Origin of the sequence: Citrobacter sp. Cf125, from assembly GCF_030333935.1 — a bacterium.
Classification (GTDB): domain Bacteria; phylum Pseudomonadota; class Gammaproteobacteria; order Enterobacterales; family Enterobacteriaceae; genus Citrobacter; species Citrobacter freundii.
Genome location: NZ_JAOWEY010000024.1, coordinates 82,799 through 108,300 on the forward strand (window position 1 = coordinate 82,799; position 25,502 = coordinate 108,300).

Here is a 25,502-nt window from a genome sequence, read left to right on the forward strand (position 1 = left end):
TCTTCCATTATTGGCAATTAACCGTAGCTGAGAGAATTCCCGTCCCCATGTTCTCAGGCACGCTTACGCTGCCCGTACATTTCGTCTGTGCGGTATTTCCCCATTGCACCTCAATGCGCTGTGTTCCTTTTAGCCCAGTGACATACACTTCACCGTCGTCACCCACGATCGATGTCGTACCGTCCATACTTAACAGAGCACCAAAAGGAACCACGCTCTGACCATGTTTTAAGGTAAGTAATGCACGCTTACCTGAACGCGCCGTGAAGTCAGCCTTCAGGACGGCCCCTTTTGTCGGAACCATATCCAGAGAAGCATCCTGAATATCAATATCATCACGTCCCTGAGTATTCACAGTAATAGTATTACGGCGATAATTGGTTAAAGTTGGCACAATGGCATTGCCCCAATAATCGGTGTAAACCCCCCGGGAATTTTGTATTTTTACATTATCGCCATCGGTAATGTGCACAATGGCAAAAGCATCCTGAATGGATTGTCCAAGCGTTATTCCCTGCGAATGCGCAACAACGGAACCCTGGGCGCCATAGCCCCACTGTTTACTGTCTTTTTGATAACTGTAATTGGCGCTGAACTCGCCAACCGATGTCCGATACCGGGAAGAGAGATAGGCACCATAACCGACATCGTTATCGGTGTAGGTTTGCTGAAGGTTATAATTTAAATTGTTATCTTCCAGTAGCGTTCCACTGACGCCAACCTGATGTGCACTATTATCATTTTTTGAACTTGTCAGAGTATATGTTCCCCAGGCATTAGCCAGCCAACGCGAAAGAGGGACATTCATTGAGATAGAAAACTGCTGATCGTTAGTGGTTGATGGCGTTTTTGTCATGCTGTAATTCAGCGACCAGTTAACGCCCTGCCAACTGCTGCTGTAACCGAGACTCACGCTTCGTTCATGGCCTTCCATTCCCCAGTAATCTTGCTGATAAGCGTTGGCGTATACCGATCCCCAGCTCTGTAACGACTGAGAAAGATTAAGTTGCAGGCGGCTGCGACGGTTATAGCTATCGCGATAGCTATAGATGCTGTCATCGTCGTAGCTGTTATTACGCTGATCGAGAGCCTCCTGAAAGGTATAAAACCCGGAGGTGGAATAACGATAGCTGGCCAGCGTGACCGTGGTATTGGTTAACGGAAAATCTTTTGCGTACTGCGCGCGCCACGACTGGCCATTCGCATCCGCGCGTTCGTCGTCAAACGCGGTTCTCGCCGCCGTTAGATCCATCGACAGCGAACCAAAATCGCGTAAATCAGCTCCGATGCCGACCAGTCCGGCGCGATACATCGACGCGCCCTGCAGACCGCCGTAAGCGGTAATTCCGAAAGGTAAGCCATAAATTGCCGTAGCCTGGCTGAATTCCGGCTCCTCGCCGTTATCAACATCGCGATATTTCCCAGCCGCCAGGCTGTACTTCAGCACGCCTTCACGTTGCATAATCGGCACCGAGGAGCTGGCCTGAATAAAGCTGCGCTCTGTACCGTCGGCCTCCGTCACGGTGACTTCCAGATCCGCTCCTGCCGTCACCTGCGTTAAATCCCGAATTTCAAACGGGCCAGGCGAGACGTTGGTCTGGTAGATGGTGTAACCGTTTTGCTTAATGGTGACTTTGGCATCGCTATTAGCAATCCCACGAACGACCGGGGCAAAGCCCTGTAATCCACTGGGCTGCATACTGGTATCGGTCTCCAGCTTAACGCCCGTCATCTGCACGCTATCGAACAGTTCGCCGTTAGTGTAGGTTTGCCCTATCTGAAGCTGGCTACGCAATGCTTTGACATCGCGTCCAAGCGTCGTATTAATAGATTGCCAACCATTATCACTCCCCCAATTGCTGGTGTTACGCAAACGCCAGGGGCCGATATTCATCCCTGAATTCAAACTTGCCCAGTTCGAAGCATTATTTTGACCTCTGGATTGTTGGTGCGATCCCGAAATATAGTAACTGGTCCATAGAGCCGGAATGCCGTCATCCCAGAAAGTGGGATTGCTTTCGCCCGAAATTTTGCGGTCGCGGTAGATCTGCGGAATACGTAATTGCAGCACCTGTGTTTCCGGATTGAAGTCATAGCGTCCATCCGCGATATATTCGCTAATATCACCCAGCAACGTATCTTCGTTAACATTATTTAATGCCGGAACCGTATCAACTTTAACGCCCAGTTCGCGCAGCTCCGCTTTGGTAAATTGCGGAATCAGTTTGCTGTTATCTTTTGAAAGGAGGTAATTTAAATTTCGTTTATCAATGCGATCCTGATCCCAAACAATCGACGTTAAATAACGCCCGGGGGATAAACCATTATGCTGTAAAAAAGCTTCAAGCGCCCCGGTATTCTCAAGTGGGGTTCCCGTTTCAAGTACACTGAGATTGAAATAATCATCAGCACAAACGGAACCACTCGCAGTCAATATAGCGAATGTCAGCGTATTGAGAGCAAAAAGCCGGGCAGTACGATGTGAAGGCATAAATGTCACCCCATAACTCATCGATAGCTGATTTACAGCGACTGTTTACGCTGTTCGGTTTCTGAGCCAAAATCATTAATTGCGGTCCAGACAACGTTGCCTTTTACTGCCGATGGCAGCGGAAAACGCTGCTCACCAAATGGAGCGACCATCATCGTTAATGCCGTCGGAGAGGACTGGTTTGTAGCCGGTTTAATCGCTTTTCCCGCCACAGAGATCTGTCCGAAGGTGACATAGAAGGGTGTGGGGTTTTTCACCACCAGTTGATTTTGATGGCGGCTAAATTGCAACGATTGCCAGGCCATTTTTGCCTCGTCTTCTGTCAATGAGGCCGGGCGATAAAACAGTTTTAATTTAGTTTTAATGGCAAATTGTAACGTGTTCTTGTCATGCAATACCTCTGGGATCGCTGCAACAGATTTGATGTTCGCCATAAATAATGACTCACGATCCTGAGGCAGCGCCGATTTATTTCCGGTATAAACCACGTGTAGCAGCGTCTGGCGGTTTTCGTCCAATTTGTAAATTGGCGGTATCATAATAAATGGCGCTTTGCTGTCATCAATATTACTGACCCAGCTCTGCACCAGATAACGTTTATCATTATCTTTATTTTTTAAAGCAATCTGTACTTCAGACTGGTTAGCCGGATATATAATTCGTGTGCCACCCACTACTACGCCAGCTTGAACCGAATTTAATCCCGAGGTTAATATAAATATTAATGCTGTGAAAAGTCGTTTCATCTTTCCATTCCATTGAAATACTGGCCCTGCCTGGGCCAGGTTTATGATGATTAACGATAAAGCAGAGTATAGGTCGCTTGTGCGGTATAATCACCGGTAGTTGGTAAAGTGCTACCAACCTGGATAACCTCAGCTTTATAATTAAAAACCACGCTCTCGCCGTTAGTCTTATTCAGTGCCGCTTCAGGATCTGAGCCATCAAATTTCACGTAGTTGCTGCTCCCTTCAGGAAGCATACGTACCCCGAGGTTCTGCGCAGTCCCTGTCGCCTGCAAGACTTCATCGTCGTATCCGGCAATACGCGTCCCATCAAATTTGATATTGAGGTTGGCAACCGCAGCATCACATTCTGTCAGCGTAATCGCAAAAGATTGCGTGTCGCCGACTTTTTTATCTTCGCCAAACGCAGTTTGAGAAAGGTTGTTAAACGTCACAGTACCGTTTGTCGCTGTACCATTTACATCAACCACGCAACTATCGGGAAGAATTTTCCCATTAAACGTTACCGTCCCGGTATCAACGGCAAAAGCAGATGTTGCTACAGTTGCCATTGCACTACTGACAAGCAACGAGATGATAATTTTTTTGCACATAACGTATTCCTTACATATGTTCACAAAAATCAATGAAGAGAAAAGTTAACACAGAGGGGAAATAGACAATGGCTGGAGAAGTGCTGGAATATAAATCCAACAACATCATAGATATAATATATCTTTATCAACTCATTCAGTTTAAAACATTCCCTTGTGTCATCTATTCTACGTACCATGATGAATAAAAGCTAATCAACACATTCACCAAAACTAAAGAAACAACACACAACATCTTGTTTTAGCAGAACAATTTATGGAAATGATATTTTCTTAATGGTGATTTTAGCCAGCATGAATATATTCATAAAAACAATATTACCCACATATGCATACGGGCAGATAATAAAAAAACGCAGAAAAAAATAGAATAAAATCAACCAACCGATGATATATACAAAAAAAATAATATATTGAATTTATGATTAAACGGAAAATATAGGCAGGAAACACCATCACTGTTAACCCTATCCTGAGCTTGCTATACAGACCGAAATGCGAATACAGCAAGAGGGAGAATTCCCCCACATCAGCAGGCACCGATGCGGGGGAGGACAGCTAAAAAATCAGTTACCGCCAAACATATCTTTTATCCAACCAGCCACGCCATCGCTGTCTTTCTTCTCTTGCTGCGGCGGTTGCTGCTGTTGAGGCTGCTGCTGCGGCTGTTGAGAAGATTGATCGAACGGATTCCCCGACTGCTGCAGCATTTCACCCTGCTGACACAGCGAATCAGGATCGGTGGTCCATACCGGAAGCGTGCGCATCCCGCCGCTACAAACGAAGTTACCGTCGTAGTCTACGCCCATATCCACCACATCCTCCGGTGGCGTCAGCACCAGCGGTGTTGGCGTCTGGTTAGCCAGATAACGCTGATAAATCGACATCGCGCCGCTGGCACCGTACAGCTTGGTTGGCTGGTTGTTATCGCGGCCCACCCAGGTGATGGTCACCTGGCTGCCGTCGATCCCGGCAAACCAGGTATCCACGTTGTTGTTGGTGGTCCCGGTTTTCCCTGCCAGATGCAAGCCAGGATATTTCGCGCCAAGCTGACGACCCGTACCACGCTGAACCACCTGCTGCATGGTCCACAGCGTCATATACGCCGCCTGCGCCGGAACGGCACGCTCAGCCTGCGGGAAGCTCTGGTACAGCACGGTACCATCTTCGGCAATCACCGAACGCAGCGCCGACAACGGCGCACGGTTCCCGCCGCTGGCGATAGTCTGGAACGCCTGTGCTACTTCGATTGGCGTCAGGTTCAACGCCCCGAGCAGCATGGCCGGAACCGGGTTAAGCTGATCTTTCGGCGCGCCCAGCTTCAACCAGGTATCAGTCACGGCAGGCAAGCCCAGCGCCATCCCCAGATTTACCGTCGGTACGTTCATGGAGCGGGTTAACGCATCCACCAGCATCACTCTTCCGCTTTCGCTATAGCGACGGTCATCGTTCTGCGGTGACCACACCTGGCCGTTCGGCTGGCGCAGCGCAATCGGCGCATCGGCAATCCAGGTATTCAGGCGGTAAAGCTTCGGCTGGCTGAGCGCAGTCAGATAGGTCGCCGGCTTCGCCAGAGAACCAATCGAACGACGCGCCTGCATCGCACGGTTATAGCCCGCGAACTGCGGCTCTGCCCCGCCAACCATGGCGCGAACTTCGCCACTGAATCGGTCAACCACCACAATCGCGGTTTCCAGATCGCTCAGCTTACGCTGTTTCTTCAGCACCGGAATGCCTTCCACCGCCGCTTTTTCCGCAGCGTCCTGCGCCACGGAATCAAAGGTGGTGAAAATTTTCACGCCGGAGAGATCTTTAACTTTATCGCCCAGCTTCGCCTGAAGCTCCTGACGCACCATCTGCATAAAGGCTGGCTGTGGCGAGATTACTCCACCACGCGGCTGTACGCCTAACGGACGCGCGCTCAGCATGTCATACAGATCCTGATCGATGATCTGCTGCTGTTGCAGCAAACGCAGCACGAGGTTACGACGCTCCAGCGCCAGCTTCGGATTACGCCATGGGTTATAGATTGACGCCCCTTTAACCATCCCCACCAGCAACGCCTGCTGGTCGAGACTCAGTTCTTCCACCGGACGACCGAAATAATAGAGGCTCGCCAGCGGGAAGCCGCGAATTTCATTATCGCCGCTTTGACCGAGATAGACTTCGTTCATGTACAGCTCAAGAATGCGATCTTTGCTGTAACGCGCATCCATCAGCAGCGCCATGTAGGCTTCGTTGGCCTTACGCCAGTAAGAACGTTCGCTGGACAGGAACAGGTTCTTCACCAGTTGCTGAGTCAGCGTACTCGCCCCCTGCACCGTGCGACCGGCCGTCAGGTTGGCCAGCACCGCACGACCAATCGAGTAGAGGCTGACGCCATCATGCTCATAGAAGTGACGGTCTTCGGTTGCCAGCAGCGTATCTACCAGCAGATCCGGAAATCCACTGCGCGGGACAAACAGGCGCTGCTCGCCGTTAGGTGAAGAGAGCATGGTAATCAGGCGTGGATCGAGACGGAAGAAACCGAACTGGCGGTTGTTATCCATATTCTCGATAGTGTCCAGATGATCGCCATCAAAGGTCAGACGTGCGCGCACCTGCCCTTCTTTACTGTCCGGGAAGTCAAACGGACGACGAATCATCTCAATGCTCTTCGCCTGTACGGTGAATTCGCCCGGACGCGTCATCTTCGAGACCTGACGATACTGCGTGGCCTCTAGCAGCTTCACCATCTCGTTCTTGCCGATGGGCATTTCTGGCTCAAGGTTAACCATGCGGCCATATACTGCCGCCGGAAGCTGCCAGACTTTACCGTCGATACGGCTACGGATTTTTTGGTCCAGATAGACGCCGTAAATGGCGATCAGCACCAAAAAAACAATCGACAGTTTTACCAGCAGCCAGAACCAGCCGCGTTTACCACGAGGCTTACGCCCTTTGCCTTTACCCTTACGCGGCATCGGTTCTTCATCCTCATAGTCATCATCATCATAATCGTCGTCATACTCTTCATCTCTGAGTTGACGACGGCTCACCTTTTGTTTCACCGGACGTGAGGGTTTCCCTTTACGTCCAATTGGCTCGCGGTCATTCCCCGCCATGCTTTTTCTCCGCAACATTCAGGCGCAAAGGCCCGATTCTCTGTTCTTCCGTCCTGCGACAGAAGAAGAAATCTCTCAATTTTCAGCTGTATTCATGCCAGATGGCGGCGTAAAACGCCTTATCCGGCCTACGTTCGCCCTGATAAGCGCAGCGCCATCAGGCAACCACGCATACAGCTATGAATACTTTTTGGTGCGCCGCGTTGGCGCGGTATTCGCCGGATCGTCCGGCCAGACATGTTTGGGATAACGCCCTTTCATCTCTTTTTGCACCTCGCGGTACGATCCCTGCCAGAACGCGCTTAGATCGCTCGTCACCTGTAGCGGTCTTTGGGCCGGAGACAACAGCTCCAGTACCAGCGGCACGCGTCCCTGGGCGATAGTCGGGGTGTTTGCTTCACCAAACATTTCCTGCATCCGAACGGCCAATACAGGAGGATTATCCTCATGATAGCGAATGGCAATCCGGCTTCCCGTTGGCACAGTGTAATGCGCTGGCAGTTCACTATCCAGACGTTGCAGCATTGACCAGTCCAGCAAACCGCGCAATGCCTGACCCACATTGAGTGCTTTTAACGCGCGTAAAGAGTGCACACCGCTCATGTGCGGCAACAGCCAGAGCTCCAGCGTCTTCAGCAGAGAATCCTCATCTACCGCAGGCCAGTCGTACTCCGGTAACCAGTTTGCCGCACATTGCAAACGCAGCCGAAACTGCTCGGCCTCCGGCGTCCAGTTGAGCACACTTAGCCCTTTATCGCGAATACCATTCAGCATCGCCTGATGCAACTCTTCTTCCGAGGGCTTGGCCAGCGGCTGTACTTTTACCGTCAACTGGCCGATACGCGACCGACGCAGTGCTTTTAACGTTCCCTGGGCTTCATCCCATTCGATGGTGTCGGACTGTTGCAGCAGTTCAGGACACGTCTGCATCAACGCTTCAATATCCAGCGGCAACGCTAACAAAATACGCGCATCTGGCGATGCGCTACCCTGCAGTAACAGCGGCGCTATCAGCCACTCATGGCGCCCCAGGGCGTCATCAGCATCCAGCATCGCGCCCATACCGTTGGCCAGTTGATAGCGCCCTTCTTGTCCACGTCGACGGGCGATCCGATCGGCGAACGCTTGCGCCAGCAACAAAGGGAGCAACGCGATGTCGGGCTGCCCGCTGCGTACGTTAAGTCGTTTCAATAATTGTTGACTGCGCTGCTGCCTGGCGGACTGATTTCGTGAAAACGCAACAGCTAAATCGGTGCTGCCCCCGCGCGGCGGTTCTTCCAGAATTGCTGCCAGTTTTGCCGCCGTTGCGGCTTCATTGTCATTGTTGGCGCTAACCAGCATAGCCGCTAAACGGGGATCATTACCCAATGCCGCCATTTTCTGCCCACGGGCGCTGAGCCTGTCGCCCTCAAGCGCGCCCAGCATCTGCAACAGCCGTTTTGCCGCCTGCAGGTTGATAGCGGGCGGCGTATCCAGCCAGTTCAGTTGCTCAGGATCGGTACATCCCCATTGCAGCAGCTCCATCAGTAGTCCGGACAGATCGCTCTGTAATATCTCAGGCTCTCCCTGCGCCGCCGCTCTTTCCGCCTGCTCTTTGGCAAGCAAATGTAGGCAGATACCTGGCTCCAGACGACCAGCTCGCCCGGCTCGCTGTGTCATCGATGCCTGGCTAATGCGCTGGGTAATCAACCGCGTTAAACCGGTACACGCGTCATAGCGCGCCACGCGCTCCTGGGCGCAATCCACCACCAACCGGATGCCTTCAATCGTTAAGCTGGTTTCGGCAATATTGGTCGCCAGCACCACTTTGCGCTTACCTTGCGGCGCGGGCAAAATCGCCTGACGCTGCTCAGCCAGCGTCAACGCGCCGTACAACGGACATAACACAACATCGCCGCCCACACGCGTTGCCAGTTGTTCCTGCACACGCAGGATTTCCCCAACGCCCGGTAAAAACAGCAGCAGCGACCCGCTTTCATGGCGCAGTAGCTCCGCCGTGGCTATCGCCACCGCTTCGTCAAAACGCAGATGTGCCGCCAGCGGCTGATACCGTCGCTCGACGGGGAATGTGCGGCCTTCAGAGATAATCATGGGCGCATCGGGCAATAACTGCTGCAAGCGCCCGTTATCGAGCGTTGCGGACATGATCAATAGTTTCAGATCGTCACGAAGACCTTGCTGTACATCCAGCAACAGCGCCAGCGCTAGGTCGGCCTGCAAGCTCCGTTCGTGAAATTCATCGAGGATCACTAACCCGGCGCCAGTGAGTTCGGGATCGCGTTGGATCATGCGCGTCAGGACGCCTTCCGTCACCACTTCCAGCCGGGTCTGCGACCCCACGCAGCTTTCCGCGCGCATGCGATAACCCACGGTCTCACCGGGCTTTTCGTTCAGCAACTCCGCCAACCGCTGCGCCACGTTGCGTGCCGCCAGACGACGCGGCTCCAGCAAAATAATCCGCCCCTTGATGCCACCATGTTCAAGCAGTCGCAACGGCAGCCAGGTCGATTTCCCGGCACCGGTCGGCGCGGTCAGCAGCACCTGCGGCGAGGCATCAAGGGCGGTAAACAGTTCAGGCACTACGGCGGCAACGGGCAACGACGTCACAAATAGCTCCAGAGGGTTAACATTCTTCGCGCTGCATTGTAGCATCGCGTTAATTCATAACCGAGTATCCATCATGTCTGAGCCAAAAAGGCTGTTCTTTGCGATTGAATTGCCAGGCGGGGTTCGGGAACAGTTAATCCACTGGCGAGCCGCGCAGTTCCCTCCTGAAGCAGGCCGTCCCGTCGCCGCCGAGAATCTGCATCTGACGCTGGCCTTTTTAGGTGATGTCAGCGCAGAGAAACAACAGGCGTTGTCGCAACTAGCCGGACGCATTCGCCAGCCAGGTTTTACGCTCAAACTGGATGATGCCGGGCAATGGCTGCGTTCGCGGGTCGTGTGGCTGGGGATGCGTCAGCCACCGCGCGGACTGTTACAACTGGCGAATATGCTGCGGGCGCAGGCCGCACGCAGCGGATGTTATCAAAGCCCGCAGCCGTTTCACCCACATATCACGCTGCTGCGCGATGCCGGACACGCGGTTCCCATCCCCCCACCGGGCTTTGGCTGGTCATTTCCGGTCACGGAGTTCGCACTTTACTCCTCTTCATTCGCACGAGGACGCACGCGTTATACGCAGCTGCAACGCTGGACGCTGACTGAATAATTAAAGGGACTGTTTATGCAATTTTCTCCACCTTTACAACCTGCAACGCTCATCCAGCGCTACAAGCGTTTTTTAGCGGATGTGATCACACCGGATGGCTCAACGTTAACGTTACACTGCCCAAATACTGGCGCGATGACCGGATGCGCCACCCCGGGTGATACCGTCTGGTATTCGACATCAGAAAATACTAAACGGAAATATCCACATACCTGGGAATTAATGCAAACCCAATCCGGGGCATTTATTTGTGTTAACACGCTGTGGGCCAATAGATTAACGAAAGAGGCGATTCAGCAGTCGTTAATTTCAGAAGTTTCAGGCTACAGCGTCTTGAAAAGTGAAGTAAAATACGGCGCCGAAGGGAGCCGTATCGACTTTTTGTTACAGGCAGATTCCCGACCTGACTGCTATATTGAAGTGAAATCAGTCACGTTGGCAGAAAAAGAGCAGGGTTATTTTCCCGATGCCATCACTGAACGAGGTCAGAAGCATCTTCGGGAATTGATGAGCGTAGCGGCTGAAGGCAAGCGGGCAGTGATATTTTTCGCCGTGCTGCATTCAGCTATTACACGGTTTTCACCCGCGCACCATATCGATGCAAAATATGCGCAATTATTAGTTGAAGCACAGCTTAAGGGGGTAGAAATTCTGGTTTATAAAGCGGAACTTTCTGCCCATGGCATGACTCTTAAAGAGCCGTTGCCCATTACCTTGTAATGGTGTAAACATTTGGTTAATTAGTATTCTGGACGCGTGGGCAAATACGCTTTTCCTCACAGGGTTGTCAAGTGTTACGTTTAGATAATTGCTATCCGGAAAAGCATCTGCTATTTATAGCGACCTGATTTTTCCCCCGAACATGGGGATCGATAGTGCGTGTTAAGGAGAAGCAACATGCAAGAAGGGCAAAACCGTAAAACATCGTCCCTGAGTATTCTCGCCATCGCTGGGGTGGAGCCGTACCAGGAGAAACCGGGCGAAGAGTATATGAACGAAGCCCAGCTGTCGCACTTCAGGCGTATTCTTGAGGCATGGCGTAATCAACTTAGGGATGAAGTTGATCGCACCGTATCTCATATGCAAGACGAAGCGGCTAACTTCCCTGATCCGGTGGACCGCGCCGCGCAGGAAGAAGAATTCAGCCTTGAGCTGCGTAACCGTGACCGTGAGCGCAAACTGATCAAAAAGATCGAGAAGACGCTGAAGAAAGTAGAAGACGAAGATTTCGGCTACTGCGAATCGTGCGGCGTAGAAATTGGTATTCGCCGTCTGGAAGCGCGTCCGACAGCCGATCTGTGTATCGACTGCAAAACGCTGGCAGAAATCCGCGAAAAACAGATGGCAGGTTAATCCGGTCATTTTTACCACATTTACTACAGGCGGGAGTTTCTCCCGCCTTATTATTTGTCAGTCCGTAAAATGAGCGATTCACACTATATTGGCCGCTTCGCCCCTTCCCCCTCCGGCGAACTGCACTTCGGTTCACTGATTGCCGCCCTCGGCAGTTACCTGCAGGCTCGTGCCCGGCGCGGAATCTGGCGAGTACGCATTGAAGATATTGATCCCCCTCGTGAAGTTCCCGGTGCCGCAGATACGATCCTGCGTCAGCTGGAACATTACGGCCTGCACTGGGATGGCGATATTTTATGGCAATCCCAACGCCATGAAGCCTACCGCGAGGCGCTTACCTGGCTGCATCAGCAGGATCTGAGCTATTACTGCACCTGCACGCGAGCGCGTATTCAAAGCGTCGGCGGTATTTACGACGGTCACTGCCGTGAGTTACGCCTCGGGCCAGAACAGGCGGCCGTCCGTATTAAACAACGCCATCCCGTGATGCAGTTTACTGACCGGCTACGCGGTGTGATTCAGGCTGACCCGCAACTTGCTGGTGAAGATTTTATCATCCACCGCCGCGACGGGCTGTTTGCCTATAACCTCGCCGTGGTAGTTGATGACCACTTTCAGGGCGTAACGGAGATTGTTCGCGGCGCCGATCTCATAGAACCCACGGTGCGGCAAATCTCTTTGTATCAGCAGTTTGGCTGGCAAGCGCCTGACTATATTCATCTTCCGCTGGCGCTCAACGAACAAGGCGCTAAACTTTCAAAACAAAATCATGCACCTGCGCTACCACAAGGCGATCCGCGCCCGGTGATTATTGCCGCGCTACGCTTTCTCGGCCAGCGTGCCGATATCCCGTGGCAGGAGATGCGTGTGGACCAGATCCTGGAGTTTGCCGTTGAGAACTGGCGTCTGACAACAGTGCCAGAATCAGCGATCTTAAATCCGGCATTCTCAAATGCGCCACGCTGAGCTATGATTAGCCGCTATTTTTACACAGCAACACTTGTTCTGATTGAAGTTTGACACTACCGAGGTGCACTATTTTTACCCGAGTCGCTAATTTTTGCCGCAAGGTGCTAAGCCGCGAGGAGCGCGAGGCTGAGCTCGCCGTCGCCCGTCCACATATGACGGTAATTCCGCGTGAGCAGCACTCTATCTCCCGCAAAGATATCAGTGAAAATGCCCTGAAGGTAATGTACAGGCTCAATAAGGCCGGATACGAGGCATGGCTGGTTGGCGGTGGTGTACGCGATCTTTTGCTGGGCAAAAAGCCGAAAGATTTTGATGTCACTACTAACGCAACGCCGGATCAGGTGCGTAAACTGTTTCGTAACTGTCGCCTGGTCGGTCGCCGTTTCCGTCTGGCTCATGTCATGTTCGGCCCAGAAATTATCGAAGTGGCGACGTTCCGCGGCCATCATGAAGGCAGCGAAGCCGATCGCACCACGTCGCAACGCGGGCAAAACGGTATGTTGCTGCGCGACAACATCTTCGGCTCCATTGAAGAAGATGCCCAACGTCGCGATTTCACGATAAACAGCCTGTATTACAGCGTGGCCGATTTCACCGTACGTGATTACGTCGGCGGTATGCAGGACCTCGAAGAGGGCATCATTCGCCTGATCGGTAATCCGGAAACCCGCTATCGCGAAGATCCCGTGCGTATGCTACGCGCCGTGCGCTTTGCCGCCAAGCTCGACATGCGTATCAGCCCGGAAACCGCAGAGCCGATCCCGCGTCTGGCAACGCTGCTGAACGACATTCCTCCCGCACGCCTGTTTGAAGAAGCACTTAAGCTGTTACAGGCGGGCTATGGGTATGAAACCTATAAAAAACTGCGTGAGTACAGCCTGTTCCAGCCACTGTTCCCAACCATTACACGCTACTTCACCGAAGACGGTGACAGCCCGATGGAACGCATTATCGCTCAGGTGCTGAAGAATACCGATAACCGCATTAACAATGATATGCGCGTTAACCCGGCGTTCTTGTTCGCCGCGATGTTCTGGTATCCGTTACTGGAAGCCGCGCAGAAAATTGCGCAAGAAAGCGGTTTGGCCTACTACGACGCTTTCGCGCTGGCAATGAACGACGTGCTGGACGAAGCCTGCCGCTCGCTGGCGATCCCGAAACGTCTGACCTCGCTAACCCGCGATATCTGGCAGTTGCAATTACGTATGTCCCGTCGTCAGGGTAAACGCGCCTGGAAGCTGATGGAACATCCAAAGTTCCGCGCAGCTTACGACCTGTTAGCACTGCGTGCCGAAGTAGAACACAACGCTGAACTGCAACGACTGGCGAAATGGTGGGGTGAATTCCAGGTTTCCGCGCCGCCGGAACAAAAAGGCATGCTGAACGAACTGGATGAAGAGCCTGACGTACGCCGTCGCCATCGCCGCCCGCGTAAGCGTGCGCCGCGTCGCGAAGGTAGCGCGTGACCGTCGTTTATATCGCCATCGGCAGTAATTTAGCTTCTCCCCTGGAGCAGGTGAATGCTGCCGTGCAAGCGATCGGCGAAATCCCTGACAGCCGTATCGTTGCGGTTTCTTCGTTTTATCGTACCCCCCCGTTGGGTCCACAGGATCAGCCCGACTATCTGAACGCCGCCGTAGCTCTGGATACCGCTCTCGCCCCCGAAGCGTTGCTGGATCATACCCAGCGAATTGAACTGCAACAGGGCCGGGTGCGCAAAGCTCAACGCTGGGGACCGCGAACGCTGGATCTGGATATTATGTTGTTCGGCGATGAGGTGATTAACACGGAACGTTTAACCGTGCCGCACTACGATATGAAAAACCGTGGTTTTATGCTGTGGCCGTTATTCGAAATTGCGCCTGAGCTTATTTTTCCGGATGGTATCAGACTGCATCAGCACCTCACCCATCTTGGTACTGCAAAACCTGCACACTGGTAAAGTATCTCCTCCCCTTTAGCGTTTACTGCTTTAGCGCCAAACGATTGCTTAAAACAATTGCCCCCCTGAATGTGACTGTTAGAATGCCGATAAATATGACTTTCATCATCAGGAAATGTTATGAAACCCACTACCATTTCACTGCTGCAGAAATGCAAGCAAGAGAAAAAACGCTTCGCGACAATTACCGCCTACGACTACAGCTTTGCCAAACTATTTGCTGACGAGGGCATTAACGTGATGCTGGTTGGCGACTCGCTGGGCATGACGATCCAGGGACATGACTCCACTCTGCCTGTCACCGTTGACGATATCGCCTACCACACTCGCGCTGTGCGTCGCGGCGCCCCTAACTGTCTACTGCTTTCCGATCTCCCATTTATGACGTACGCCACCCCGGAACAGGCGTTTGAAAACGCCGCGGTGGTTATGCGTGCGGGCGCCAACATGGTCAAAATTGAAGGCGGCGCGTGGCTGGTTGATACGGTGAAAATGCTCACCGAACGCGCCGTACCGGTTTGCGGCCATCTGGGGTTAACCCCGCAGTCGGTGAACGTGTTTGGCGGCTATAAAATTCAGGGCCGCGGCGATGCCGGACAAGTGCTGCTGGATGACGCGCTGGCCTTAGAAGCCGCTGGCGCTCAGCTGTTGGTGCTGGAGTGCGTGCCGGTTGAGTTGGCGAAGCGCGTCACTGAAGCACTTTCTATTCCGGTTATCGGTATTGGCGCAGGTAACGTCACGGACGGGCAAATTCTCGTTATGCACGATGCGTTTGGCATTACCGGTGGTCATATCCCGAAATTTGCGAAGAATTTCCTCAATGAAGCAGGCGACATGCGCGCCGCAGTGCGGCAGTATATGACTGAAGTGGAGTCCGGCGTTTACCCGGGCGAAGAACACAGCTTCCATTAATTTATCTGCCAGCACGCCATTACGCCGGATGGCGACGCTACGCGCCTTATCCGGCCTACATCTTCACACGTAGGCCTGATAAGCGAAGCGCCGTCAGGCATCGTATTTAAGGAGTCTTGTTGTGTTAATTATTGAAACCCTGCCGCTGCTGCGCCAGCATATTCGTCGTCTGCGTCAGGAAGGTAAACGCATCGCACTGGTTCCCACCATGGGAAATCTGCACGACGGCCATATGAAGCTGGTCGATGAGGCAAAAGCCCGGGCTGATGTGGTAATCGCCAGCATTTTCGTCAACCCGATGCAGTTTGACCGACCGGACGATCTGGTGCGTTATCCGCGCACACTGCAGGAAGATTGTGAAAAGCTGAACAAGCGCAAAGTCGATTATGTTTTTGCACCAGCCGTTGAGGAAATCTATCCACAGGGTCTGGAAGGCCAGACTTTTGTTGAGGTTCCCGGTCTCTCCACCATGCTGGAAGGCGCCAGCCGTCCGGGCCATTTCCGCGGCGTTTCCACTATCGTCAGCAAGCTGTTCAACCTTATCCAGCCTGACCTCGCCTGCTTCGGCGAGAAAGATTTCCAGCAGTTGGCGCTGATCCGCAAAATGGTGGCGGATATGGGTTATGACATTGAGATCGTTGGCGTGCCGATTATTCGCGCCAAAGACGGCCTGGCGCTTAGCTCACGTAACGGTTATCTGACCGCAGAACAGCGTAAAATTGCGCCGGGTCTGCACAAAGTGATGAATAGCATCGCAGAAAAACTGATTGCGGGTAATCGTGAGTTGCAGGAGATTATTGCTATTGCCGAGCAGGAGCTGAATGAAAAAGGCTTCCGCGCCGACGATATTCAGATTCGTGATGCCGACACGCTGCTGGAGCTGACGGAAACCAGCAAACGCGCGGTGATTCTGGCTGCCGCCTGGCTGGGTCAGGCGCGTCTGATCGATAATCAAAGCGTTACATTAGCCCAGTAGACAGGGGTTAAAAATCGGGCAATACTGCCTGAGAATTTCTCAAAGCAGGCCAGTTTCGTCTGCTTAGCCAAGGTAAACGACAGGGTATAGAAGTTATGATTCGCACCATGCTGCAAGGCAAGCTCCACCGCGTAAAAGTCACGCAGGCGGACCTGCATTACGAAGGCTCCTGCGCCATCGACCAGGATTTCCTCGATGCCTCAGGTATTCTGGAAAACGAAGCTATTGATATCTGGAACGTAACCAACGGTAAACGTTTCTCAACCTATGCAATTGCGGCTGAACGCGGCTCCAGAATCATCTCGGTGAACGGAGCAGCGGCGCATTGCGCTGATGTTGGCGATATTGTAATTATCGCCAGCTTCGTCACCATGTCTGACGAAGAAGCCCGCACCTGGCGTCCGAAAGTGGCCTATTTTGAAGGCGACAACGAGATGAAGCGCACCGCGAAAGCTATTCCGGTACAGGTTGCCTGACAGTACTTACCCCTGCGGCTGATTGACTATCAGCCGCGACATCGTCTCCAGCGAATCCGTCCTTAAAATATAAAGCCTTTTCAATAAGAACCGATTATCTCCCGGCTTAACCTTCCCTCTCACCGTAGTGACCGCCATGTGGAATCCCGCGTCGCCTGCTGCTTTTACCGCCGTGGCGTTATAACCCCCAAACGGATACGAAAGATACAGAACGTGAGGATTAAACTGGGACAATGCCCGGCGCGAACGGGCGAAATCGAACAGAATATTATGATAGCTGCGACTCAGTAGGATCGGCCGGCGATTCGCATCAACCCGATGCAAAAAATGGGTATGCGACTGGAAGTCGAACACGTCCCGGATCTCGTTCAGTTCAGAGAGACTCATAAACTGCAGCGATTTCGGATCCCACTTCTGCGGGTGGCGCTTGATGCGTGAGGAGATGATAAACGCCGTGGCCTTCATGCCGTGCTGCTTCAAAATGGGGTAAGCATAACGGCTCACCGACTTGAGACCATCATCAAAGGTCAGCACCACCGCCCGCGCCGGGAGATTCATTTTATTCTGCACGTAGCCTTCCAGTTGATACATCGTCAACGTGGTGTAGCCGCGATCCTGGAGCCAGGCCATCTGGTTGCTGAAAGCGCGTACGGAGGTTGTGGTGGAGGTATGGCGAAAGCGGGTATTCTCTTCATCGCGCAAAATATGATGGTAGGTTAACACCGGGATACCGTTGTCTTCCTGCGCATCCAGCGCGCTAACATAGGCCAGTCGGCCACCAATGCGAATCTGGTACCAGGTCTGGTTGAGTCGGTCTTTAAGCTTGCTGATAATCGGATAACGCAGATTATCCGCCAGCACGCCAAACGGGGCGCTACCGACATCCGGAGCGTTATAAACCGATGTATCTTTCCAGGTTATCAGACTTTGGTTACTGAGCGGTTTATTGAGATCGCCCAGACCATCATCGACTTTCTGCCGCCCCTGAACGGGCTCCAGGTGTCCCTTATCAATAAACCCGGTGCCAAAACCAAAGGAAAATTCGTAATAGTCTGCCGCAATAGGCTCAACAGCGAGGATCTGCCCGGCGCGAATATTCCCAACCGTCACCATCTTATTGCCAATCTGCGCCCATACGGCGGCGGCTTCGGTGGTTTGCATATAACGAGCAGGCAAAGCCGCAGCGACGCTGCCAGAAAACAGGAGCAATAAAACAAGCAGAACGCGCATAACCATATGAGATAACCGAGGCGAGTAACCTCGGCTATTGTAGCAAAAGCATCATCAATACCAATGATTAATACTCATACAAATCATGCTTCAATACGAAGGGGGGATTTTTTTGTTGTTGATGCCAGAGGCTGGAGACTTCGGGGCCTCCAAGTGCGACGATGCAATCCCGAAACGCAGAACTGCTCAGCGATTTCCGTGACGAAATCATTCGCTCAAGCAATGGATAGCTGATACCTGAAATCACTTCACACTGGGGGTGTTTATGACTCATTAACGACGCTACACGGTAAGGCGCAGCCCCAGCCATATCCGTCAGAAATACCACACCCTCACCTGAGTCTGTGGCATGCAGGGCGTGACACATCATGCGGCTTAGCATATTCGAGCTGAGTCCACGCCAGAAACTTACCGCCTGACATTGGGCCAACGGGCCGTACTTTTTCTCCAGACGATGCAGCATATCCTGTGCCTTATCGTCATGACAGGTAATTACCCAACCTAACATTGCCTACCTCCTTAGCAGGCAAGTAGTTTATCAGTGTGATAAATCCGTAATGGTGACAAGCATCAAAAGTCTTCCTCTCCCAGGCAAGGAGAGGAAGAAAGAATTAGCTGCGCAGGCCGCGTCCGCGCTGAATCAGGTACCAGCACAGCAAATAAAACGCAGCGATAAACACCACCAGCACACCAAACGTGGTGACTAGCGGAACATCATGAATCCCCAGGAAGCCGTAGCGGAAACCGCTAATCATGTAGACAATCGGGTTCAGATGCGACAGCCCCTGCCAGAACGGTGGCAGCAGCGTTAGCGAATAGAACACGCCACCCAGATAGGTCAGTGGTGTCAGTACGAAGGTTGGGATCAGGCTGATATCGTCAAAGGTTTTAGCAAAGACTGCGTTCAGCAAACCGGCCAGCGAGAACAGTACCGCCGTTAACATCAGCGTAAGCGCCACAAAGACCCAAGAATGCACCTGGAAAGGCACGAAGAACAGTGAAATAGCCGTTACCAGAATGCCTACGCACAAGCCACGTGCCACGCCGCCGCCGACGAAACCGGCGATGATCACGTGCGTTGGTACCGGGGCGACCAGCAGCTCTTCAATATTGCGTTGAAACTTAGCGCTGAAGAATGACGATGCCACGTTCGCGTACGAGTTGGTGATCACCGCCATCATAATCAGCCCCGGCACGATAAACTGCATGTAGCTAAAACCATGCATTTCGCCGATACGCGAGCCGATCAGGTTACCAAAGATAATAAAATAGAGCGTCATGGTGATGACGGGGGGAACCAGAGTCTGAACCCAGATACGCATAAAGCGGTGGATCTCTTTCGCCCAGATGCTTTTCAGCGCCACCCAATAAAGCTGCATCATGCGCGATCTCCTTGTTTTTCATGAACCAGAGAAACAAACAGTTCTTCCAGTCGGTTCGCTTTGTTACGCATACTCAATACCTGAATGCCCTGCGCGCTCAGCTGAGAGAAGACGCTGTTAACCCCCTGTTCACGCAGCACCTCCACTTCCAGCGTGGAAGTGTCTACCAGCCGGTACTGATAACCGTCCAGTTTCGGCAACGGGCTTTTCGGCGCCAGATCGAGGATAAAGGTCTCGGATTTCAGCTTGGAGAGCAGACCCTTCATCGAGGTGTTTTCCACCAGCTCGCCGTGCTGAATAATGCCGATATTGCGACACAGCATTTCTGCTTCTTCGAGGTAGTGAGTGGTCAGAATAATGGTGGTGCCTTTGTCGTTTAAATCCTTTAAAAAGCCCCACATTGAACGACGCAGTTCAATGTCGACACCCGCCGTTGGTTCATCCAGGATGAGTAATTTTGGTTCGTGCATCAGAGCACGAGCAATCATCAGACGGCGTTTCATCCCGCCGGAAAGCATGCGTGCACGCTCGTTACGTTTTTCCCATAAATCGAGCTGCTTTAAATATAATTCGCTGCGTTTGACCGCCTCTTTATGCTCAACGCCGTAGTAACCGGCCTGGTTGACCACGATCTGCTGCACGGTTTCAAACGGGTTAAAGTTAAACTCCTGCGGTACCAGACCAAGCTGGCGTTTCGCGTTAACCGTATCTTTTTCGAGATCGTATCCGAAGACGCTCACCCGCCCGGAGGTTTTGTTCACTAGCGAGCTGATTATTCCAATGGTGGTGGACTTTCCTGCGCCATTCGGTCCCAAAAGCGCATAAAAATCACCCGCTTCGACTTGCAAATCTATCCCGCGTAACGCTTGAACGCCACCGGGATAGGTTTTTTTAAGTTGTTGAAGTTCCAGAGCAATGGTCATGGTTTTTTACTTACCTTACGTTCTGACATTTTATATATAGTTTAATTAATGCTGGAGTTACCCTATATTAGCCCATCGAATTTATCTGGCTTCGGGTCGTACAACTCCATGAAAGACATAGATACACTCATCAGCAACAATGCACTATGGTCAAAGATGCTGGTAGAAGAGGATCCCGGATTTTTTGAAACGCTGACGCATGCACAGAATCCGCGTTTTCTATGGATTGGATGTTCCGATAGCCGCGTTCCCGCTGAACGATTAACCGGTCTTGAACCGGGCGAATTATTTGTTCACCGCAATGTTGCCAATCTGGTTATTCACACTGACCTGAACTGTCTCTCAGTCGTTCAGTATGCGGTGGATGTGCTGGAAGTGGAACATATTATTATATGCGGCCACTACGGATGCGGCGGCGTCCAGGCGGCGATTGAAAATAAAGAACAAGGGCTGATTGATAACTGGTTACTGCACATCCGCGATATCTGGTTCAAACACAGCTCACTGCTGGGCGAAATGCCGCAGGAACGTCGCATGGACACCCTATGCGAACTGAATGTCATGGAGCAGGTCTACAACCTCGGCCACTCAACCATTATGCGTTCAGCCTGGAAGCGCGGTCAGAAAGTTACCATTCACGGCTGGGCTTACGGTATTCATGACGGTCTATTGCGCGATCTCGACGTCACCGCCACCAGCCGCGAAACGCTGGAGCAGCGCTATCGCCAGGGGTTGTCTAACCTGAGTCAGAAACACAGCAACCATAAATAATGTGACATTGCCGGGAGGCGGAGACGCCTTACCCGGCCTACAAACCTACGCCGTAGGTCTGATAAGCGAAGCGCCATCAGGCGCTCCCGCCAATTACTCGTCCAGCAGCACCACTTTGCCAACATACGGCAGATGGCGATAACGCTGGGCATAGTCAATGCCGTAACCGACCACAAACTCATCTGGAATAGAGAATCCGATAAACTCGACCGGAACATTCACTTCACGACGAGAAGGTTTGTCCAGCAGCGTGCAGATAGCCAGGGATTTCGGCTCGCGCAGGCTCAGAATTTCACGCACTTTGGACAGCGTATTGCCGGAGTCGATGATGTCTTCGACAATCAGCACGTCTTTGCCACGAATGTCTTCATCCAGGTCTTTCAGGATCTTAACATCACGCGTAGTAGACATTCCGCTGCCATAGCTGGATGCCGTCATGAAATCGACTTCGTGGGAGACATGCACTTCACGGCACAGATCCGCCATAAACATAAATGAGCCACGTAACAGACCAACCAGCACCATATCGCTGCCGCTGTCTTTGTAACGTTCGTTAATCTGGCGCCCCAGTTCAGCAATACGCGCTTTGATCTCCGCTTCCGGGATCATCACTTCAACAGTATGTTTCATAAACCCTATAACTCACTGATTTTTATCAGTTGACACATCATGCAGATCGAAAGAAAGCGCTTACGTTGATACACCGACTGACAGACGGCGACCCGCTCTAACCACAAAACTTGCGACAGCATACAAACAATTCAGTTGATGAAGTATACCAGTAAAGAGAGCGGGTTCCTCTGATAGTTCACAGGAGAACCCGTTTGCGTCGTTTTTTGTATGCTTATTAATCAAAACCAGGTTCGCACGACAGCATGCGGCTAAAACGTTTCCCAATGCGGGTCTTGTGTCGTACTCCCTGCAGAGGTTGCTTGCGGAGCATCCTTAGGCGGTTTCCGATGCTCACTGTTGGAGGTATCGCGAGTGATGCGAAATGCTGCCACGGCCAGGCGTAACTGTTCAGCTTGTTGTTCCAACGAAGCGGCGGCAGCGGCAGACTCTTCTACCAGCGCGGCGTTTTGTTGTGTAACACTGTCCATCTGCGAGACCGCGAGACTCACCTGCTCAATCCCCCGACTCTGTTCCTCTGAGGCTGAGGCGATTTCCCCCATGATGTCCGTCACGCGGGTGACCGCAGCGACAATCTCTTTCATCGTTTTACCCGCGTCCGACACCTGCTGAGATCCCATCCCCACGCTGTGAGTTGAGTTATCAATCAACGCTTTGATCTCTTTGGCTGCCTGAGCGCTACGGCTTGCCAGAGTACGGACTTCACCCGCTACAACAGCAAATCCTCGTCCCTGCTCTCCTGCTCTGGCTGCCTCAACCGCCGCGTTGAGCGCCAGGATATTGGTCTGGAAAGCAATACTGTCGATGACGCTGGTGATCTGCGCAATTTGCTGTGAACTACCGGCAATTTCACTCATCGTGTGCACGACAGTATCAACAACCCGTCCACCACGCGCGGCAGTATCAGACGCATTCTTAGCCAATTGAGTCGCCTGTTTCGCATTGTCCGTATTTTGCTTCACGGTTGCAGTAAGCTGTTCCATGCTGGCGGCAGTCTCTTCAAGTGAAGCAGCCTGCTGTTCGGTACGCGAAGACAGATCGTTGTTACCTGACGAGATTTCCGCTGCACCGCTATGAATCGTTTCTGAGCTGTTACGCACCGACGTGACTGTCGAAATCAGCGACTGTCGCATTTCATCTAACCCCGTCGCCAAACGCCCCATTTCATTACGTCCCTGGACGTCGAGTTGATGGGTCAAATCACCACGGGTAATAATGCGAATATGCTCCATAATCTGCGCCAGGGGTTTAAGCAGCATATGCTGCAACCCACTCCAGATCATGCCCAGAACGATGAGCACAGCGACGACAATTGCCCCTAATGTCCATTGCATGCGGGTAAAGCTGTGCTGATTCTCCGCCGCCGCGTGCTGAAGCAACGCGTTATTTTCGTTACGCCACTGGTCATAGCTGGCTTCCATTTCATCTTGCGCCTTCTGAGCATCAAGATCGCCATAGGCCTGATAGTTATTCGCGCGCAGATACTCTATCGATAACGCCATCACGTCGTGCATCTGCCGATACTGTTTTTCCATTTCAGATGCAATTTGCGGATTCTGCCCCGACACCTGCGGCAATGACTGATAATGCGCGAAGTATCCCTCAGCCTTCTTCATCGACTCACTCGCCGTTTTTAGCAAAGTATCAATTGCCGCCAGTGAGGCCGGATCGCGTTGGTTCTTTAAGAAACGAATTGCTACGCGGGTTACCGTTACCCGGGTTTTAATCAGCGTATTGACGCTATCACTCAGATTTTCCTGTTGGGCATTCAGGGTGCCTGAGTTCTGGAAATTATGGCGATCATTGTTTACTGCAGAATAAAAAAAACTTCCTGTCACGACCTGTAGCAAACAGAAAATGGCGAGAACCAGAAGAATGCCGGTAATAACGCGCACATTTTTAATCATAGTATTTCATCCATTGAACTCACATTGGGTACCCAATGATTATCGGCTCTAAAGGCGATTACTTTATGTGCAATAGCAGAATTAGCAGGAGGAGGGAGTCGTGCGATGAAACGCTGTAAAGAGACTGTGTCTCATCCGGCTTACGAGAGATTTCTGTAGGCCGGATAAGCACAGCGCGATTTTTTTAGACGGTGAAGCCGAGCATCATCCCGGTATCTTCATGCTCTAACAGATGGCAGTGCGCCATATAGGCATGCTCTTTTGGCGCGTCATGGTCAAACTTAACCAATACCTCGCTCACGCCGCCTTCTACCCGCACCGTGTCCTTCCATCCCGCACGGTGTGCGGCAGGCGCTTTGCCATTCTCAGACAGAATGCGGAACTGCGTGCCGTGAATGTGGAACGGATGCAGCATCATGTCGCCCTGACCAGAAATCACCCAGCGTTCATGCTGCCCTTTTGCCGCGGCAAACATCGGTTTATTCATATCAAACGCCTGACCATTAATCCGGTTGGCATTATGGAAATCAAACGATCCGCCATGCTTCATGTTGCCCATGTTGCCATGCTGCATATTCCCCATCTCACCGTGGTTCATATTGCCATGATTCATATTGCCGTGGTCCATATTGTCATTATTCATATGGCCCATCATCTTTCCATGATCCATACCAGCCATGGCCTGACCGCCGAATTTCTTCATTAGCATTTGCATGCCCATCATATCGAGCATCGGATCCATCGACAGTTGCAGCTTGCGCACCGTCAGACCTTCCAGTGACGGCAGCGATGGCATGGATGTCAGCGTATCCGGCAGCGTGCCGGAAGCGGTAATCAGCAGCGGCTGAACACGCATCACCGGGTGCGGCTTATCAAATGGCGCAATTGCCATCCCCATCTGGCTGACTGGCAGAGTTACCAGATCAAAAGCTTTGCCGTCACTGACATCCACCAGCACTTCAAAGCGCTCGCCCATCAGCATAGGAAGCTCGGTCACTTTTACCGGTTCCGCCAACAGTCCACCGTCGCTAGCAATGACGTACAAAGGACGATTGTCGCTGGCCGCAATGTTCAGCGAGCGCGCGTTACAACCATTCAACAGACGCAGGCGCAGCCAGCCGCGCGGTGCGGCATGCTGAGGATAAATCGCCCCATTGGTCAGCAGCGTATCGCCAAACCAGCCGACTGCGGCGGTCATGATGTCCAGTTGATAATCAACCTGCCCATCAGCAGAGAACTGTTTGTCCTGAATAATTACCGGCACATCATCAATTCCCCACTGCTTAGGCAGCATCAGCTTGCGAATCTCTTCGTCTTCAATCAGCACCAGTCCGGCCAGCCCCATCGCTACCTGATGACCGGTCTTTCCATGCTGATGAGGGTGGAACCAGCAGGTTGCCGCGCGCTGATCCGGCGTGAAGGTCACTGAACGTTTCCCGCCCGCCGGGATTATGCCTTGCGGCCCACCGTCGACTTCACCAGGGATTTCCAGCCCGTGCCAGTGCAACGTCGTCTCTTCGGCAAGCTGATTATGGATATCCACGTTCACCGATTGCCCTTTGTTCAGCTTGACCGCAGGTCCGAGCAGATTGCCGTTATATCCCCAGGTCGTGGCCGTCTTACCGGCAAAGTTTGACTGCCCGGCTTGCACGATCAGCTGGATGCGATTCGAAGCATCGGCGGTTAACAGATCAGGAATGGGTAAGGCGGGACGGTCGGCGGCAAATACGCTCCGGCTCCACAGAGGTAACGCTGACGCGACACCCAGTGCCACGGAGTACTTTAAAAAGTCACGACGTTGCATTCTCACTTCCTTATATTCAGCAGCTTAAGCAGGCTATCTTTTAAGCATAAGCCTTCCCCTTACGGGAAGGTCAAGTGAACGG

At 52.3% G+C, this 25,502-nt stretch carries 22 protein-coding genes; 10 read left to right on the forward strand and 12 right to left on the reverse strand.

Features of this window, described 5'->3' with window-relative positions:
• Positions 1 to 7: 7 nt before the first annotated feature.
• The 5 genes from OGV89_RS14740 to hrpB form a co-directional block, all read right to left on the reverse strand.
• Positions 8 to 2,491: a fimbria/pilus outer membrane usher protein gene (locus OGV89_RS14740; RefSeq protein WP_032937581.1), complete on the reverse strand. Its 2,484-nt coding sequence runs from the start codon at positions 2,489 to 2,491 to the stop codon at positions 8 to 10.
• Between the two features lie 32 nt (positions 2,492 to 2,523).
• Positions 2,524 to 3,237, reverse strand: a complete 714-nt coding sequence (locus OGV89_RS14745; protein ID WP_171279009.1) for a fimbrial biogenesis chaperone — start codon at positions 3,235 to 3,237, stop codon at positions 2,524 to 2,526.
• Between the two features lie 50 nt (positions 3,238 to 3,287).
• Positions 3,288 to 3,830, reverse strand: coding sequence for a fimbrial protein (locus OGV89_RS14750; protein ID WP_003837506.1), 543 nt, complete (start codon positions 3,828 to 3,830; stop codon positions 3,288 to 3,290).
• Positions 3,831 to 4,396: 566 nt separating this feature from the next.
• On the reverse strand, positions 4,397 to 6,934 hold the full coding sequence (mrcB, locus tag OGV89_RS14755) for a bifunctional glycosyl transferase/transpeptidase (RefSeq protein ID WP_003018611.1): 2,538 nt from the start codon (positions 6,932 to 6,934) through the stop codon (positions 4,397 to 4,399).
• Positions 6,935 to 7,111: 177 nt separating this feature from the next.
• Positions 7,112 to 9,541, reverse strand: a complete 2,430-nt coding sequence (hrpB, locus tag OGV89_RS14760; RefSeq protein ID WP_200002772.1) for an ATP-dependent helicase HrpB — start codon at positions 9,539 to 9,541, stop codon at positions 7,112 to 7,114.
• A gap of 73 nt (positions 9,542 to 9,614) precedes the next feature.
• Between hrpB and thpR the strand changes: the two genes are divergently transcribed.
• The 9 genes from thpR (at position 9,615) to panD (ending at position 16,773) form a co-directional block, all read left to right on the forward strand.
• On the forward strand, positions 9,615 to 10,145 hold the full coding sequence (gene thpR, locus OGV89_RS14765; protein ID WP_016149571.1) for an RNA 2',3'-cyclic phosphodiesterase: 531 nt from the start codon (positions 9,615 to 9,617) through the stop codon (positions 10,143 to 10,145).
• 15 nt (positions 10,146 to 10,160) lie between these two features.
• Positions 10,161 to 10,865 (forward strand): DNA/RNA nuclease SfsA, encoded by a 705-nt coding sequence (gene sfsA, locus OGV89_RS14770; RefSeq protein WP_048216831.1) that lies wholly within the window; start codon positions 10,161 to 10,163, stop codon positions 10,863 to 10,865.
• A gap of 177 nt (positions 10,866 to 11,042) precedes the next feature.
• The gene (gene dksA, locus OGV89_RS14775) at positions 11,043 to 11,498 is read left to right on the forward strand and encodes an RNA polymerase-binding protein DksA (RefSeq protein WP_003018625.1); all 456 of its coding nucleotides are present in this window, start codon (positions 11,043 to 11,045) and stop codon (positions 11,496 to 11,498) included.
• 69 nt (positions 11,499 to 11,567) lie between these two features.
• Positions 11,568 to 12,464 carry a tRNA glutamyl-Q(34) synthetase GluQRS gene (gluQRS, locus tag OGV89_RS14780; RefSeq protein ID WP_003837490.1) on the forward strand — a complete coding sequence of 299 codons (897 nt, stop codon included), beginning with the start codon at positions 11,568 to 11,570 and terminating at the stop codon, positions 12,462 to 12,464.
• Between the two features lie 71 nt (positions 12,465 to 12,535).
• Complete coding sequence (pcnB, locus tag OGV89_RS14785; protein WP_203237415.1) at positions 12,536 to 13,933, forward strand: polynucleotide adenylyltransferase PcnB; 1,398 nt, start codon at positions 12,536 to 12,538, stop codon at positions 13,931 to 13,933.
• Positions 13,930 to 14,409 carry a 2-amino-4-hydroxy-6-hydroxymethyldihydropteridine diphosphokinase gene (folK, locus tag OGV89_RS14790; RefSeq protein WP_003845772.1) on the forward strand — a complete coding sequence of 160 codons (480 nt, stop codon included), beginning with the start codon at positions 13,930 to 13,932 and terminating at the stop codon, positions 14,407 to 14,409. Before pcnB ends, folK begins: the two co-directional genes overlap by 4 nt.
• Before the next feature lie 120 nt (positions 14,410 to 14,529).
• The gene (panB, locus tag OGV89_RS14795; protein ID WP_003018636.1) at positions 14,530 to 15,321 is read left to right on the forward strand and encodes a 3-methyl-2-oxobutanoate hydroxymethyltransferase; all 792 of its coding nucleotides are present in this window, start codon (positions 14,530 to 14,532) and stop codon (positions 15,319 to 15,321) included.
• 121 nt (positions 15,322 to 15,442) lie between these two features.
• A complete protein-coding gene (gene panC, locus OGV89_RS14800) occupies positions 15,443 to 16,297 on the forward strand; it encodes a pantoate--beta-alanine ligase (protein WP_003018638.1) in 855 nt (284 codons plus the stop codon).
• A 95-nt stretch (positions 16,298 to 16,392) separates the two neighbouring features.
• The gene (gene panD / locus OGV89_RS14805) at positions 16,393 to 16,773 is read left to right on the forward strand and encodes an aspartate 1-decarboxylase (RefSeq protein WP_003018640.1); all 381 of its coding nucleotides are present in this window, start codon (positions 16,393 to 16,395) and stop codon (positions 16,771 to 16,773) included.
• A 6-nt stretch (positions 16,774 to 16,779) separates the two neighbouring features.
• Here panD and OGV89_RS14810 read toward each other — a convergent pair whose 3' ends face one another.
• From OGV89_RS14810 to OGV89_RS14825, 4 genes are all read right to left on the reverse strand, one after another.
• On the reverse strand, positions 16,780 to 18,009 hold the full coding sequence (locus OGV89_RS14810) for a polysaccharide deacetylase family protein (protein ID WP_003018642.1): 1,230 nt from the start codon (positions 18,007 to 18,009) through the stop codon (positions 16,780 to 16,782).
• Positions 18,010 to 18,070: 61 nt separating this feature from the next.
• Positions 18,071 to 18,511, reverse strand: coding sequence for a PTS sugar transporter subunit IIA (locus tag OGV89_RS14815; protein ID WP_003845769.1), 441 nt, complete (start codon positions 18,509 to 18,511; stop codon positions 18,071 to 18,073).
• A 103-nt stretch (positions 18,512 to 18,614) separates the two neighbouring features.
• Complete coding sequence (locus tag OGV89_RS14820; RefSeq protein WP_003018647.1) at positions 18,615 to 19,385, reverse strand: ABC transporter permease; 771 nt, start codon at positions 19,383 to 19,385, stop codon at positions 18,615 to 18,617.
• Positions 19,382 to 20,308 carry an ABC transporter ATP-binding protein gene (locus OGV89_RS14825; RefSeq protein ID WP_003837480.1) on the reverse strand — a complete coding sequence of 309 codons (927 nt, stop codon included), beginning with the start codon at positions 20,306 to 20,308 and terminating at the stop codon, positions 19,382 to 19,384. The genes OGV89_RS14820 and OGV89_RS14825 overlap by 4 nt, the downstream gene beginning before the upstream one ends.
• 108 nt (positions 20,309 to 20,416) lie before the next feature.
• Between OGV89_RS14825 and can the strand changes: the two genes are divergently transcribed.
• A complete protein-coding gene (gene can, locus OGV89_RS14830) occupies positions 20,417 to 21,079 on the forward strand; it encodes a carbonate dehydratase (protein WP_003018654.1) in 663 nt (220 codons plus the stop codon).
• Positions 21,080 to 21,172: 93 nt separating this feature from the next.
• Here the strand turns inward: can and hpt are convergent, their stop codons facing one another.
• From hpt to cueO, 3 genes are all read right to left on the reverse strand, one after another.
• Complete coding sequence (gene hpt / locus OGV89_RS14835) at positions 21,173 to 21,709, reverse strand: hypoxanthine phosphoribosyltransferase (protein ID WP_003018658.1); 537 nt, start codon at positions 21,707 to 21,709, stop codon at positions 21,173 to 21,175.
• A gap of 251 nt (positions 21,710 to 21,960) precedes the next feature.
• Entirely contained in the window at positions 21,961 to 23,616 is a 1,656-nt protein-coding gene (gene tcp / locus OGV89_RS14840; RefSeq protein WP_032937569.1) for a methyl-accepting chemotaxis citrate transducer, read from the reverse strand.
• 184 nt (positions 23,617 to 23,800) lie between these two features.
• Entirely contained in the window at positions 23,801 to 25,420 is a 1,620-nt protein-coding gene (gene cueO / locus OGV89_RS14845) for a multicopper oxidase CueO (protein WP_003837475.1), read from the reverse strand.
• Between the last annotated feature and the right edge of the window lie 82 nt (positions 25,421 to 25,502).

What these genes read in the sequence shown, in the direction of transcription:
- OGV89_RS14740 (WP_032937581.1), bottom strand. Translation starts at nt 2,491, where the DNA reads ATGCCTTCACATCGTACTGCCCGGCTTTTTGCTCTCAATACGCTGACA.
- OGV89_RS14745 (WP_171279009.1), bottom strand. Translation starts at nt 3,237, where the DNA reads ATGAAACGACTTTTCACAGCATTAATATTTATATTAACCTCGGGATTA.
- OGV89_RS14750 (WP_003837506.1), bottom strand. Translation starts at nt 3,830, where the DNA reads ATGTGCAAAAAAATTATCATCTCGTTGCTTGTCAGTAGTGCAATGGCA.
- mrcB (WP_003018611.1), bottom strand. Translation starts at nt 6,934, where the DNA reads ATGGCGGGGAATGACCGCGAGCCAATTGGACGTAAAGGGAAACCCTCA.
- thpR (WP_016149571.1), top strand. Translation starts at nt 9,615, where the DNA reads ATGTCTGAGCCAAAAAGGCTGTTCTTTGCGATTGAATTGCCAGGCGGG.
- sfsA (WP_048216831.1), top strand. Translation starts at nt 10,161, where the DNA reads ATGCAATTTTCTCCACCTTTACAACCTGCAACGCTCATCCAGCGCTAC.
- dksA (WP_003018625.1), top strand. Translation starts at nt 11,043, where the DNA reads ATGCAAGAAGGGCAAAACCGTAAAACATCGTCCCTGAGTATTCTCGCC.
- gluQRS (WP_003837490.1), top strand. Translation starts at nt 11,568, where the DNA reads ATGAGCGATTCACACTATATTGGCCGCTTCGCCCCTTCCCCCTCCGGC.
- panB (WP_003018636.1), top strand. Translation starts at nt 14,530, where the DNA reads ATGAAACCCACTACCATTTCACTGCTGCAGAAATGCAAGCAAGAGAAA.
- panD (WP_003018640.1), top strand. Translation starts at nt 16,393, where the DNA reads ATGATTCGCACCATGCTGCAAGGCAAGCTCCACCGCGTAAAAGTCACG.
- OGV89_RS14810 (WP_003018642.1), bottom strand. Translation starts at nt 18,009, where the DNA reads ATGGTTATGCGCGTTCTGCTTGTTTTATTGCTCCTGTTTTCTGGCAGC.
- OGV89_RS14815 (WP_003845769.1), bottom strand. Translation starts at nt 18,511, where the DNA reads ATGTTAGGTTGGGTAATTACCTGTCATGACGATAAGGCACAGGATATG.
- OGV89_RS14820 (WP_003018647.1), bottom strand. Translation starts at nt 19,385, where the DNA reads ATGATGCAGCTTTATTGGGTGGCGCTGAAAAGCATCTGGGCGAAAGAG.
- OGV89_RS14825 (WP_003837480.1), bottom strand. Translation starts at nt 20,308, where the DNA reads ATGACCATTGCTCTGGAACTTCAACAACTTAAAAAAACCTATCCCGGT.
- can (WP_003018654.1), top strand. Translation starts at nt 20,417, where the DNA reads ATGAAAGACATAGATACACTCATCAGCAACAATGCACTATGGTCAAAG.
- hpt (WP_003018658.1), bottom strand. Translation starts at nt 21,709, where the DNA reads ATGAAACATACTGTTGAAGTGATGATCCCGGAAGCGGAGATCAAAGCG.
- tcp (WP_032937569.1), bottom strand. Translation starts at nt 23,616, where the DNA reads ATGATTAAAAATGTGCGCGTTATTACCGGCATTCTTCTGGTTCTCGCC.
- cueO (WP_003837475.1), bottom strand. Translation starts at nt 25,420, where the DNA reads ATGCAACGTCGTGACTTTTTAAAGTACTCCGTGGCACTGGGTGTCGCG.